The following is a 13,059-nucleotide window of genomic DNA, read 5'->3' as shown; positions in this document are numbered from 1 at the left end:
TTGCTCCCGTTTGGCGGAACGCGATCCTAGGCCGCCTGCCGGCCCGTCTCCAGGCCCAGATACTCGGCACGCACCTCGGCGCTGCGCAGCGGCACGCCGAAACGCGTGGCGACGCGGTGCAGACGGTCTTCCGCTGAGATATCATCCGCGCCATCCGCCCAGGCCGCGCAGAACGCGGAAGCGGGCATCAGGATCTGATGCGCGAACCAGAAGGCTTCCAGATCGGCGCGCTGCCCCTCGACGTCGTGCGGGCTGACCATGGAGGGGGCGGCCGTGCGGAGGCCCTCGCCATTCTCCTGCCGCAGCGCCAGGTCGTGCAGCACGAAATGCGCCAGCTCATGCGCGAGGTCGAGCCGCGCGCGGGCGGGCGTCGTGATTCCCAGCAGATGCACCTCGAAACGGTCCGGCGCATCGGCGAGGAAGGACAGGCGCTGGCCGCGAAACCAAAGGTTCGGTCCGCCGCGATGGATGCGGCCGCCGAGGCGGGCGACCGCCTCCTCCAGCCTTTCCCCCGGCGCGAAGCCGAGCCGCGCGCCCAGCGCGTCCGCCGCCGCCTCGACGGCTTCGCGGCTGGCGCGCAGGGGCTTCACCAGCACCGGGCGATCCGGCGCGAAAGTGAGGTCCTGGGTGCGGGACATCTGGTCCATAATCGGATTCCTCAGGCCGCGGCCTTGGCGACGCGGCGCTTCGCCTTCTCCATCGCCGCCCGCAGGGCGTCGATCTCCTCGCGCAGGCCCAGGCGCAGCAGCGAGGGACGCAGCTTGAGCGCCGCCGCCATCGCGCTGTTGTAGCCCTCGCCATCCGTGACGGCTTCCAGCCGCTCCAGCAGGCCCGTCGCGTTGTCGCGGGCTTCCTGGAGGTCGCCCATGCGCGCCGCGCCCTCGGCCGCGACCTGCTCGGCCTCCGCATCCTGGTTGCGGGCCTCGACGTACTTCACGTCGTCGAAGCGGCCGAGATGGACGTCGGCACCGATGCCGACCTCGGACGCCGCCTTGGTCAGCGCATCGGTCAGCGACTTCTTCCACGCCTCCTCGTCCGTCTCGAAGCGGCCGGCCTCGCCGTTCTTGCCACGGCGCCAGGAAACGTAGGTGGTCTGCCCGACCTGCTCGGACTGCGCGCGCGGGCCGAGCGGCGCCAGCGCGCCGTCCTCGCCCTGCCGGCAGCCGGCGGGGTGGTACCAGAAGCGGATGCGCATGCGCTGCACGCTTTCCTGGCCAAGCACGCGCCCGGAACCGTCGATGACCGGCGCGCCGGGCACCACGTCATCGGCCAGCACCTCCACGCCCCAGCCGAGGCCGACCGGGCCGAAGGCATGGGTCAGGCGCTTTCGGACGTAGGTCGCGTTGATGGCCGTGCCGCGGAACCCGCCGGAACGGGTGAAGGGCTTGGTGTACTTCGGGTCGGTCGGCTCCTCGCGAGACCAGAGGAGCATCGTGTCGGCCTTGGGATCGATGGGCACGGGGGCCTTCCTCTCTTGCGTGCTTCCGCCAGCGCCACGAGGGCGCTTGGCGGCACTTCCCCGAAGCGGGAGCGCACCGGCCGCGCCACGGCTGGCATGCCCTATGTTCTATTTCTGTTCCGTTTTTTCAAGGGGGAATCTGCCGTTCCACCCCGGAAATCAACGAATCTTCCAGGACCTTTCCCAAGCATTCCAGCTGAGACGCAAAGTCATCGTGACGGACCTTCCCGACTGCGGAAAGTCGTCAATGACCCTCAAGTCTCACATCGGGTGAAGGAATACTCGGCGTGTCCTGCGCGGCGCGACGCCACGATGGATATGGGGAGGCGGGGAGCAGAAAACGATGGCGCTGCTCCACTTCCCGCGCGTCCAATTGCAGCAAACGTCGCAACCCCGTGTTGCGCCTCGACCCTTCCGTCCGCACCGCGCGCAGGACAGCCGAACGCGGCCCCACGAGCACCACGGCCTTCCGCGCCCGCGACACCGCCGTATACAGCAGGTTGCGATCCAGCATCCGTCCGTGTTCCTCGGCCGCCACCACGATGACCCCCTCGAACTCCGAGCCCTGGCTCTTGTGGATGGTCGCGGCACGGGCATGGATCAGGCACTCCGCCTCCTCGCGCAGGAAGCCCACGGCATCGGGCCGTCCGGGAAAAAGGACGGACACGCCCCCCTCCGACACCGTCTCCACCGTGCCGATGTCGCCGTTGCTCACGTCGGCACGCGGGTCGTTGCGGACCGCCATGACGCGGTCGCCTGGCGCGAAGCCTGTGCCGCCCACGAGCAGCTCCCCGCCGCGATCCGGCACGAGGATGCGCTTCACCGCCTCGTTCAGCGCGACCACCCCGCAGGCGCCGTGGCGCCGCGCGGCCAGGATCTGCACCTCCGTCGCGGGGTCCAGACCCAGCGTGGCGATGCGCCCTTCCATCAATTGTCGGACCCGTTCGACCACGCGCCCATCGGAGGTTTCGATCAAATGCACCCCCAGCAGGGTGCGACCTTCAGGCACCGGGTGCAGCCCTTCGCGGATACGCGCCGTGGCGAGCGGGATCTCCACCCCCTCGGCGGTGCGACGGACGCGCGTCAGCCGGGTCACCGGCACGGCGCCGCTTTCGATCACGTCACGCAGCACTTGGCCGGGGCCGACCGGGGGAAGCTGGTCCGCATCCCCCACCAGCAGCAGGGTCGAGCCGCTGGCCACCGCGCGGAGCAGCCGTTCCGCCATCTCCAAGTCGAGCATGGAGGTCTCGTCCACGATGATGAAGTCTGAGGGCAGCGGGTTGTCGGCATGGTAGACGCGTCCGCCCCGCCCCATGCCGAGGCGCAGCGTCTGATGCAGCGTCGCCGCCCGGCGCCCCGTGACGTCGCGCAGCCGCCGCGCGGCGCGTCCAGTGGGGGCCGCGAGGGTGATGCCGTAATGGTCGGGCGGCAGGCGCAGCGCGTTGACCACAGCGCGCACGATGACGCGCAGCACCGTCGTCTTGCCGGTTCCGGGCCCGCCGGTGATGACCGAGACGCCGTGCGACAGGGCTGCGGCCGCCGCGTCGAACTGCCCCGCATCGCGGTCCAGCCGGATGCCGGTCTCCGTCTCGGCGCGGGCGATCTCCGCCTCCGCGGCTTCGCGCGCCATCAACCCTGCCCCGCGGGCGAGGCGCCGGAGGTGGCGCGCCACCTGCAACTCGCGCTCCTCCAGCCGCCGCAACCCGATATGTCCCGTCTCCGGACACACGCCGAGCGGCGGCCCGGGCAGGTCCAGCACGTCCTGCAAGGCCTCCGCCGCCAGCTCCGGCGCCACGGCGAGGAGACGCGACGCCTCGCCGACCAAGTCCATCTCGCCCATGCGGGTGCCGCCCGAGGCGCCCAGCGCCGCTTCCGCGGCCGCGACACAGCCGGCCTGGAGGCGGCGCGGATCGTCGGCGGCAAAGCCCAGGGCGCGGGCCACGCGGTCCGCCGTGTCGAAGCCGATGCCCGCCACGTCGCGGCAGGCGCGCCACGGATCCTCCTCCAGCATGCGCAGTGCATCCACCCCGCCGTGGCGGGCCGCGAAGGCGCGGGCCTGGGAGGGGGAAAGCCCGATGCCGAGCAGCCGCGCCTGCGCCTCGTTGCGGCGCAGATCCTCCTGCCAGGAGGTGCTGATCCGCTCCGCCACGGCGCGGGAAATGCCCTTGACCGCGGAAAGCCGGCGCGGGTCGCGCATGCCTTCCTGCCATTCTGGGCCGAGCGCGGCGGCGATCCCGGCGGCGCGGCGCCGGCCCACCCCGGCGATACCCGCGGAGCGCAGCCAGGCTTCCAGCCCGAAGGCTTCCTCCACCGGCACGCGCCGCACCACCTCGGCGTGCAGCAGCATGCGGTCGCGCCCCTCGACGAAGCTGCCCTCGACATCCAGCGCCGTGCCCGGCGCGATGCCGGAGCCGGAGCCGTTGCGGCAGCGAAGTGGAAGGGCCCCGGAACCGAGCGCCCGCAGCGCCTCACCCGAGACGCGCAGGAGGTGGAAGCGCTCGTCGGCGGCGGCGTACAGCACGGCCTCGACATGGACACGCCCGATGAACCCACGCCCGGCCAGCCGGGGCGCGCAAGGGATGCCCGTCGTGTCACCCTGGTGTAGCAAGGATGGGCCTCCGCGTCCCGGCGAGCGTTCGTTCCTGTTCCGTACATGGCGAACGCTGGGGCGCGCTGCAAGGCGAATCGGCAGAAATCCGCCGATTCGCGGCGCGTGACGAAAGACGGGACGAATGCGCCTAGGGGGCTGACGGCGCCACCGTCGCACTTCGCTGGCCTGTCGCCTCCAGCCCGCGGGCGACGACGCCGGAGGCCTTCATCTCCTCCACGAAGGCGCGCAGCCAAGGCAGCGCCGCCTCGCGCTCCTGCGGGATGCCGATCGCCTGCTCGATCACCATGAACCGCCCTGGGATCACGCGGAAGCCCGGGTTTGCGGCGGCGTAGTCGATCAAGGGTTGCTTCACCCCGGCCGCGGCTTCCAGCGCGTCGCGCCGGAATACCTCCACCGCCTCGGGCGAAGTCCCGACGCGCACGATCTGCGCCTGGCGCAGCTCGCGCGACAGAAAGAGGTCATAGGCGCTGCCCCGAGCCACCGAGATCCGCGTGCCGGGTCGGTCAACCTCCTCGATACGGCGCAGGGGCGACGCCTCGGCGACGAGGTAGGTGCCCTCGATCACGACATAAGGCGCGGTGAAGCGGATGCCCTGCGCGCGCACCGGATCGACGGCAAGGAAGCACAGATCCCACGCCCCTTCCCGCCGCGCATCGGTCACGCGCCCAGCGGCGTCGTAGGTGACGAACTGGATGGGCAGGCCAAGGCGTCGGCCGATCTCGTTGGCCAGGTCCACTGACAATCCGCGCGGCACGCTGCTCGCGGGGTGGCGCTGCGCCAGCACCGGGTTTCCGTAGTTGATGGCCACGCGCAGCGTTCCGCTCGGGGCCAGGACCGAAGCAACCTCGCGGGGCGCGGATTGTGCATGGACTCGTCCCGGCGCGATGGCGGCCCACGCCAGCAGCGGGGCGGCACACGGCGCCGCGGACAACGTCAGGATGCGACGACGGGTGATGTGCATGGCTTCCCTCCCAGGCTGCTTTCAGCGGCCCTTTCGCGCCGATGCTCGCATGCAGGCGCGCCGGAGCACAACGCAGCGCTCACAGGCCCCGGCGCGTCGTGGCCTGGCGCAGCACGCGGGAAAGCTCCGCAGCGGCATAGGGTTTCTGGAGCAGCTCGAAGCCATGCCGTCCTTCGGAAGCGAGCACATGGCTGTAGCCCGAGGTGAGCACGACGGGCAGGCCCGGGTGGCGGCGCCGGATTTCGAGCCCCAGCTCGATTCCGCTCATGCCCGGCATCACGACATCGGAGAACACGGCATCGAAGCGCCCCTCGGACAGGTGGTGCAGCGCCTCCCCCGCATTGGCGGCCCAGACCGTCTCGTAGCCCAGATCCTGCAACAACTGGGTCGAGAAGGTCCCGACATCCGCGTTGTCCTCGACCACCAGGACGCGGCGGCCGCGCCCATCCTCCATCGCCGCGTCGCGGTCGCGGCCGGAGGCGTCCACGGGCTCCGGGGGCGCTACCCGCGGCAGGAGGAGGGTGAAGGTGGCGCCCTGTCCTGGTGGGCTCTCGACGGCGACGTCGCCGCCCGATTGCTTGGCGAAGCCGTAGACCTGCGACAGGCCGAGGCCGGTTCCTTTGCCCACCTCCTTGGTGGTGAAGAAGGGCTCGAAGATCTGCGGCAGCTTGTCCGGCGGAATACCGGCGCCGGTGTCCGACAGCGCCACCTCGACGACCTCGCCGGAGCCGCGCGGCCGACCCGGCGCGGGGCGAACCCGCACGACGAGCGTACCCTCCCCGTCCATCGCATCGCGGGCGTTCACCACCATGTTCACCAGGGCCGTCTCGAACTGGCTGGCGTCGGCCTCGATGAAACAGGGTGCCTCGGCGAAGTCGGTCACGATGACGATGCGAGAGCCCACGATGGTGCGCATCATGTCGGCAATGCCGCGCATGCGCTCGGCGACGTCGAACACTTCGGGCCGCAGCGCCTGGCGCCGCGCGAAGGCAAGAAGCTGACCGGTCAGCTTCGCCGCCCGGTCCGCGGTCTCGGCGATGGCGTTCAGGTAGCGCTCGCGCCGCTCCTCCGGCAGGTCAGGACGGCGCAGGAAATCCACCGAGGCACCGATGATGGTCAGCAGGTTGTTGAAGTCGTGCGCCACCCCGCCGGTGAGCTGCCCGACCGCCTCCAGCTTCTGCGCCTGGCGCAGCTTATCCTCCGCCTGGCCCAGCGCCTCCTGCTGCATCTTCTCGGCGGTGATGTCGCGCCCATAGGCATAAACCAGCGCGCCCTCCACGGAGGTGTGCCAGGAAATCCAGCGCGGGGTCCCGTCCTTGTGCGTGTAGCGATTCTCGAAATTGGTGAGGTTGCTGGCCCCTGCGGCCTGTTCCAGCGCGGCGAGGGTCAGTTCCGCGTCCTCGGGCCAGATGAAGTTCACGAAGTTGTGGCCGACCACCTCCTCCGGCCTGTGACCCAGGATGGCCTCCCAGGCGGGGTTCGCCGCATGGAACACGCCTTCCGCATCCACCACGGCGAGGAGGTCGCGCGAGTTGCGCCATGCCTGATCGCGCTCCGCCGCGTGCTCCGCCACGCGGCGTTCCAGCGTCTCGTTCAGCTCGCGCAGCGCCGCCTCGGCGCGCCTCGCCTCGGAAACATCCTGCACCAGCCCATAGATCCCGACGATGCGGCCATCCTCGGCACGGCGCGGAACATACTCGACCTGGACGTGGCGGTGCTTGCCCTCGGCATAGGGCATGAACTGCTCAAAGGAAACGCGTTCGCCAGCCAGGGCGCGCCGGATCCAGGGCTCCACCTTCGCGAAGGCCGCCTCACCCACCACGTCGCGCACGCGCCGGCCCAGGATCTCCTCCCGCCTTCGCGGGAACCAGCTTTCGTAGATCTTGTTGACGAAGGCGTAGTGCACCTCTCCGTCATGCGCATCGAGGTAGGAAACCAGCACCGGGAGCGCGTCGGTCAGCAGCCGGAGTTCCTCGCTGACCCGCCCCGGGTTCAGGGCTTCCAAGGTGATATCCGCGGCCATTGGCGCAGTCCTCCCATGGGGTTGCGGCAATGTCAAAGAAAAGAGATTTCCCAAGCGAGTGTGCAGCGGCCGCAACCGCGTGCGCGGCAAACGGTTCTCCCATTCTTGGAGAGGGACGGTTCGTGCGTCAGGATGCAGCCATCCCTGCGGTCTTTCGCCGCGCGCTTTGCTTGCAAGGTCGTTCCCACGAAAATACCTCCCGCGACGCGGCACGTTCATTAGTGTTCCGCATGTTGATTGGGTCATTGAGGTGGATGGGTTGTTGAGCGGAAACGGCAAGGCATCCCCCGGCCCAGGCACCCACTTTTCCAGGGACGGAGCATGACCGCTTCCGGATTCCTGTCAGGCGGGGGAGAGATGGGCGCGCTGATCCGCGTCCATGACTGGGGATCGTCGCCACTGGGCCAAGCTGAGACGTGGCCGCAATCCCTCCGCTCTGCCCTCTCGATCTGCCTGAATTCCTCCTTCCCGATGGCGATCTACTGGGGACCGGAGCTTCGCCTCCTCTACAACGACGCCTGGATGCCCATCCCGGAGGAGCGCCACCCCTGGGCGCTCGGCCGCCCGGCGGCGGAAGTCTGGGCCGATATCTGGGAGGTACTGGAGCCGCAGTTCGCGCGCGTCCTCCAGTCGGGCGAAGGCTTTTCCACCTACGACCAGATGCTGCCACTGCTCCGGGGGGGCATCCGGCGCGAAACCTACTGGAACTACAGCTTCACTCCCATCCGGGGCGAGGACGGGACGGTCGCGGGGATCCTCAACCAAGGCAACGAGACGACGGCGCGCGTTCTTGCGGAACGGCGAGGCCGCTTCCTGCTCGACCTCAGCGACCGGTTGCGCAGCCTGTCCGACCCCCGCGCGGTGATCGAGACGGCACAGGCGGCGCTCGGCGAACATCTGGGCGCCAACCGCGTCGGCTATGGCGAGGTCGAGGAGACACGGCGCTTCTTCACCACGGAGCGCAACTGGACCGACGGGAGCGTGCCGACGCGCGAGGGCACGCACGACCTCGCTTCCTTCGGGCCGGAGATCCTGGCGGCGCTGCGCGCCGGCATCCCGCTCCTGATCCCGGACGTGGAGCGTGATCCGCGCACCAACTCACCGGAAAGCCTCGCCGCCTTCGACGCCATCGACACGCGGGCCGTCATCACCGCCTCGCTGGTGAAGGCGAGCGGGCTGAAGGCCGCCCTTTACGTCCATTCACGCGCCGCGCGGCCCTGGACGGAGCACGACGCCGAACTCGTCGCCGAGGTGGCGGACCGCACCTGGGCCGCGGTCGAGCGGGCCCGCGCCGAGGAAAGGCTGCGCGACCTCAACGAAACGCTGGAGCGCCGCGTCGCTGAGCGCACCGCCGAGCTGGCCGAGACTGACCGCCGCTTCCGCGGCCTGTTCGACTCCGCGCTGCAGTTCATGGCGCTTCTGACACGCGACGGCACGGTCATCGAGGTCAACCGCACCGCCCTCGAATGGAGCCGAATCACCGCGGACGACATCGTGGGACTTCCCTTCTGGCTCGCCGCGCCGATGCGGGGGAACCCGGCGCTCCAGAATGCGATCCGGGATGCCGCGCGGCGCGCCGCCGCGGGCGAAACGGTGCGCGAGGAGCACGAGATGCGCGGGCATGGCGAGACGCGCGCGATCGTGGACTTCTCCCTGAAGCCTGTCTTCAGCGCGGATGGCGAGGCGACCTGGCTGGTCGCCGAGGGGCGCGACATCACGGAGCTGAAGCACGCACAGGACGCGCTGCGGCAGGCGCAGAAACTGGAGGCAGTCGGCCAGCTGACCGGTGGCGTGGCGCACGACTTCAACAACCTGCTGACCATCATCCGGTCCTCGGCCGATCTGCTTCGCCGATCCGACCTGCCCGACGACCGCCGCCGCCGCTACGTGGAGGCTGTCGCCGAGACGGTGGACCGGGCGGCGAAGCTGACCGGCCAGCTCCTCGCCTTCGCGCGGCGCCAGGCGCTGCGGCCGGAGGTGTTCGACGTCGCCGAGCGCATGCGCGACATCGCCGACATGCTCGGCACGGTTGCCGGCGCCCGCATCCGCATCGTCGCCGAGATCGCGTGCACGGAATGCCATGTCGAAGCGGATGTCAGCCAGTTCGAGACGGCCCTGGTCAACATGGCCGCGAATGCTCGCGACGCGATGGACGGCGAAGGCACGTTGACCGTGCAGGTGGAGCGGCGCCGCCGCGCGGCAGGCGAGTTCGTCGCCATCTCCCTCGGCGACACCGGGCACGGCATTCCGCCGGACAAGCTGCCGCAGATCTTCGAGCCCTTCTTCACCACTAAGGAAGTGGGCAAGGGCACGGGCCTCGGCCTGTCCCAGGTCTATGGCTTCGCCAAGCAATCGGGCGGCGATGTGGTTGTCGAAAGCCCACCGGGACAGGGCGCCACCTTCACCCTCCTCCTGCCGCGCGCCCAGCGGCAGGAGACGGTGGAGCCGCCGGCGCCCCCAGCGGCCGAGACGGACCCGCGTGACGGCGGGGATGGCCGTCGCGTCCTGGTGGTCGAGGACAACCTCCAGGTCGGGGAGATCTCCACCCAGATCCTGCGCGACATGGGCTACGAGACCGTCTGGGCGACGGATGCCCAGGCGGCGCTGGCCTTCCTGTCCGACCAGCACCGGTTCGACGTGGTCTTCTCCGACGTCGTCATGCCGGGCATGAGCGGGATCGAGCTGGGCGAGGAAATCCGCCGCCGCCATCCGGGCCTGCCCGTCGTGCTCACCTCTGGCTACAGCGACGTGCTGGCCGAGGAAGGCAGCCATGGCTTCGACCTGATCCATAAGCCCTATGCCGCCGCCGAACTCTCCCGCATCCTGCGCCGGCTGACGCGGCGCGACCCGTCCGCCTGAGCGAAGGGGACCCCCATGCTGTTTCTCGTCATCAGCGAGCCGCGGCCCGAGCGGCCGAGCCAAGTGACCGGCCAGCGCCAGGAATTCTGGCGCTGGATCGAACCCTTGCTGGAATCGGGCGAGGCACGCTCCGTCCATGCCCGCGTCGGGCGCGGCGCCGTCGTGCTGTTCGACGCGCCGGACCACGAGACGCTGCATCGCCGCCTGACGGAATGGGCGGACATGATCCCGGCGGAGTTCACCACCTATCCGCTGATCGACGCGCTCGCGGCGCGCCGCTTCCTCGGCAGCGCCGAACGCTAGGCCCCGCGCAGCGCCTCGAACCCTGCCTCCGCCGCGCGCAGCACCTCGTCCATGTCCGCTTCCGTGTGCGCGGCGCAGAGGAACATGTTGTGGCGCGGGTGCAGATAGGCCCCTGCCGCCAGCGCGGCGGCGCAGAACGCCCGGCCTTGCGCGAAATCCGCATCCCCATCGAACATGAAGAGCGGCATGGAAACCGGCCCGGACTGCCGCAGCCCGACGCCGAAGGCGACAGCGCGCTGCGCGAGGCCCTGCCGCAGCCGCGTGCCCAGGTGCTCCAGCCAGGGCACCACGTCGCGCCGCTCCAGCTCCTCCAGCACGGCCAGCGCCGCGGCCATGGGCACGGCCGCGCACCAGAAGGAACCGGTGACGAAGACCCGGCCGGCGGCCTCGCGCAGCGCCTCGCTCCCTGCGATGGCGGCGATGGCGTGGCCGTTGCCGAGCGCCTTGGAATAGGCGGACAGGTCGGGCCGCACCCCCACCGCCTCCCAGCTTCCGTCGGGGTGCAGGCGGAAGCCCGCGCGCACGTCGTCCACGATCAGCGCCGCCCCGCGCCGGTCGCAGATCGCGCGCGCGGCACGGGCGAAGCCGGGCTCGGGCATTTCCTGGTCCACGACGTTGTCGTGGCGGAAGGCGGTGACGATGATCCCGGCCAGATCGGGTCCGGCCGCGTCGGCCGCCGCTTCCAGGCTCGCGATGTCGTTGTAGCGGAAGCGGTGCTGGTGCGCCCGGTCTTCCGCCGTCGTGCCTGCCGGGACCGGCGTGCACCAGGGCATGGCGCCGTGATACGAGCCTTCGGCCACAAGGATGGCGCGGCGTCCCGTCGCGGCGCGGGCGATGGTGACGCAGGCGGTGGTCGCATCCGTGCCGTTCTTGCAGAAGATCGCCCAGTCCGCGTGGGCGATCCGGTCCACCAGCCGCTCCGCGAGGTCCACCATCACCGGCGCCGGCCCGTTCAGGCAGTCGCCCAGCGCCGCCTGCCGCGCGGCCGCCCCCTCCACCGCCCCGTCGCGGTGGCCGAGAATCACCGGGCCCCAGGCGCACATCAGGTCCACGTAGCGCCTTCCGTCCGCGTCCCACACATGCCCGCCCTCGCCGCGCGTGAAGAATTGCGGGTAGCCCGGCGGCATCCGGCCGGCGTGCAGGTGGCCCCACATGCCGCCCGGCACCACTCGCGCCGCGCGGGCGCGCAGCGCGGCGTCCGTGCTCAAACCCGCGCGTCCCAGAACATCGGGTAGGCGGCCTGCGGCACGTCGCGCAGCCTTTCGCGGATCCCGGCCGGAATGGTGAACTGCCCCCACATCACGCTCGGCACGTGCCGCGCGGCGTGGCCCTGGATCTCCTCCGCCAGCCGCTTGCGCTGGTCCGCGTCGCCCGCATTGGCGAACTCGCGCAGCAGGCGCTCGATGTCGCGGTCGCAATCCCAGCCCGGATAGTCGGCGCAGGTGTTGGAGACGTAGAAATTGGTCAGAGGCGAGAACATGTCCGTGCCGTTCGCGTAGACGGCGAAGATGTGCCACCCCTCGCGTCGACCACGCCGCGCCAGCAGCGTGCCCCAGTCCATCACCTGCTCCTCCGCGTCGAAGCCGGCGCGCTGCATGTTCTGGATCATCACCTGCGCGGCGGTCTGGCTGATGCCGCCCGCGGTGGTCAGGAAGGCCAGCTTCTGCCCGCGGTAGTTGGTCGCCTGCAGCATCCGTCGCGCCTCGTCCGCGTCGAAGCCCATCATCTCCGCGCCCGCGGTGCTGCTGAGCGGCGCGTCGCAGAGGAAGAAGGAGGGGCAGGCGGGCGCGCGGAAGCGCTCGGGGATGCCGATGGCGGTCAGCGTGGCCGTCTGGTCGGCGCAGCGCCACAGGACGCGCCGGATCGCCGGGTCGTCCATCGGCGCGGCGGCGTGGTTGACCCGGAAATTGCCCTGGAACTGGTGGATGCCGCCAAAGGCTGCCAGCCGCACGCCCCGCGTCCGCTCCAGCCGCGGCAGCAGGTCGAAGGGCAGGTACTGCATGTAGTCCACCTCGCCCGCCATCAGCGCCGTCGCGCCGGTGGCCGGGTCGGGCATGACGCGCAGCGCGATGGCGGGCAGGTGGACGCGCCGCCCGCCGGCCAGGAAATCCGATGGCTCCTCGCGCGGGACATAGCCCTCGAAGCGCTCCAGGATCATAACGTTGCCCGGGCGCCAATCCGCCTGGCGGAAGCGGAACGGGCCGGAGCCGACCGGCTCGCGGATGCGCTGCTCCACCGGGATGCGCGCCAGGCGCTCGGGCAGGATGACCGGCAGGGGCGCGTTGGGCTTGCCCAGCACGTCCAGCACCATCGGGAAGGGCCGCGTCAGGGTCAGGCGGAAGGAGCGCTCATCCACCGCCTGGAGGTCGCCCTTCGCCGCCCAGAGCATGCGGCCCAGGCTGTCACGCGGCGCCCAGCGATCCAGGCTCGCCACCACGTCCCGAGCAGTGACGGGCGCGTTGTCGTGGAAGCGCAGGTTGGGCCGGAGGCGGAAATCCCAGCGCAGCCCGTCGGCGGAGCTTTCCCAGGCCTCCACCATCTGCGGCCGGATCATGCCCTTCCCGTCCATGGAGAAGAGCGTGTCGAAGACGTGGTAGGCGAAGGTCCGCGTGATGGCCGCCGTGGTGGCATGCGGGTCGAGGATCACCACCTCGCTTTCCAGCACGATGTTCACCGGGGCGGATTGCGCCCGCGCCGAGGGGGTGAACGGCAAAGCCAGCCCGGCGCCCAAGGCGGCGCGGCGGGTGATCGCGGGTTGTTCCATGAACCTCGCCTCCCTGTTGTTGCGAAAAGCGTAGGGGGCGGCTTGGCGCGCTGTCCAGCGCGGGTTCATGCTGCGCGAA

At 70.5% G+C, this 13,059-nt stretch carries 9 protein-coding genes; 2 read left to right on the top strand and 7 right to left on the bottom strand.

The features are described from left to right. Positions 1-26: 26 nt before the first annotated feature. From OF850_RS01085 to OF850_RS01065, 5 genes are all read right to left on the bottom strand, one after another. Positions 27-647 (bottom strand): ImmA/IrrE family metallo-endopeptidase, encoded by a 621-nt coding sequence (locus OF850_RS01085; RefSeq protein ID WP_301587815.1) that lies wholly within the window; start codon positions 645-647, stop codon positions 27-29. 11 nt (positions 648-658) lie between these two features. After that, positions 659-1,459, bottom strand: a complete 801-nt coding sequence (locus OF850_RS01080; protein WP_301587814.1) for a hypothetical protein — start codon at positions 1,457-1,459, stop codon at positions 659-661. 244 nt (positions 1,460-1,703) lie between these two features. Continuing rightward, positions 1,704-4,067: an SF1B family DNA helicase RecD2 gene (gene recD2 / locus OF850_RS01075; RefSeq protein ID WP_301587813.1), complete on the bottom strand. Its 2,364-nt coding sequence runs from the start codon at positions 4,065-4,067 to the stop codon at positions 1,704-1,706. Between the two features lie 130 nt (positions 4,068-4,197). After that, positions 4,198-5,031 carry an ABC transporter substrate-binding protein gene (locus OF850_RS01070; protein WP_301587812.1) on the bottom strand — a complete coding sequence of 278 codons (834 nt, stop codon included), beginning with the start codon at positions 5,029-5,031 and terminating at the stop codon, positions 4,198-4,200. A 79-nt stretch (positions 5,032-5,110) separates the two neighbouring features. Then, the gene (locus OF850_RS01065; RefSeq protein WP_301587811.1) at positions 5,111-7,054 is read right to left on the bottom strand and encodes a hybrid sensor histidine kinase/response regulator; all 1,944 of its coding nucleotides are present in this window, start codon (positions 7,052-7,054) and stop codon (positions 5,111-5,113) included. A gap of 321 nt (positions 7,055-7,375) precedes the next feature. On the opposite strand from OF850_RS01065, the gene OF850_RS01060 reads away from it, so the two are divergent. Both OF850_RS01060 and OF850_RS01055 read left to right on the top strand, forming a co-directional pair. Further along, a complete protein-coding gene (locus tag OF850_RS01060) occupies positions 7,376-9,913 on the top strand; it encodes a GAF domain-containing hybrid sensor histidine kinase/response regulator (RefSeq protein ID WP_301587810.1) in 2,538 nt (845 codons plus the stop codon). 15 nt (positions 9,914-9,928) lie between these two features. Further along, positions 9,929-10,216 carry a DUF3303 domain-containing protein gene (locus OF850_RS01055; protein ID WP_301587809.1) on the top strand — a complete coding sequence of 96 codons (288 nt, stop codon included), beginning with the start codon at positions 9,929-9,931 and terminating at the stop codon, positions 10,214-10,216. Here OF850_RS01055 and OF850_RS01050 read toward each other — a convergent pair. Further along, positions 10,213-11,424 (bottom strand): aminotransferase class III-fold pyridoxal phosphate-dependent enzyme, encoded by a 1,212-nt coding sequence (locus tag OF850_RS01050; RefSeq protein ID WP_301587808.1) that lies wholly within the window; start codon positions 11,422-11,424, stop codon positions 10,213-10,215. The genes OF850_RS01055 and OF850_RS01050 overlap by 4 nt on opposite strands. Further along, the gene (locus tag OF850_RS01045; RefSeq protein ID WP_301587807.1) at positions 11,421-12,980 is read right to left on the bottom strand and encodes an ABC transporter substrate-binding protein; all 1,560 of its coding nucleotides are present in this window, start codon (positions 12,978-12,980) and stop codon (positions 11,421-11,423) included. Before OF850_RS01045 ends, OF850_RS01050 begins: the two co-directional genes overlap by 4 nt. Positions 12,981-13,059: the final 79 nt, after the last annotated feature.

Origin of the sequence: Sabulicella glaciei (assembly GCF_026183895.1) — a bacterium.
Lineage (GTDB): Bacteria > Pseudomonadota > Alphaproteobacteria > Acetobacterales > Acetobacteraceae > Roseococcus > Roseococcus glaciei.
Note: the sequence above shows the minus strand (reverse complement) of the source record. Positions and strands in the feature narration are given on the sequence as shown.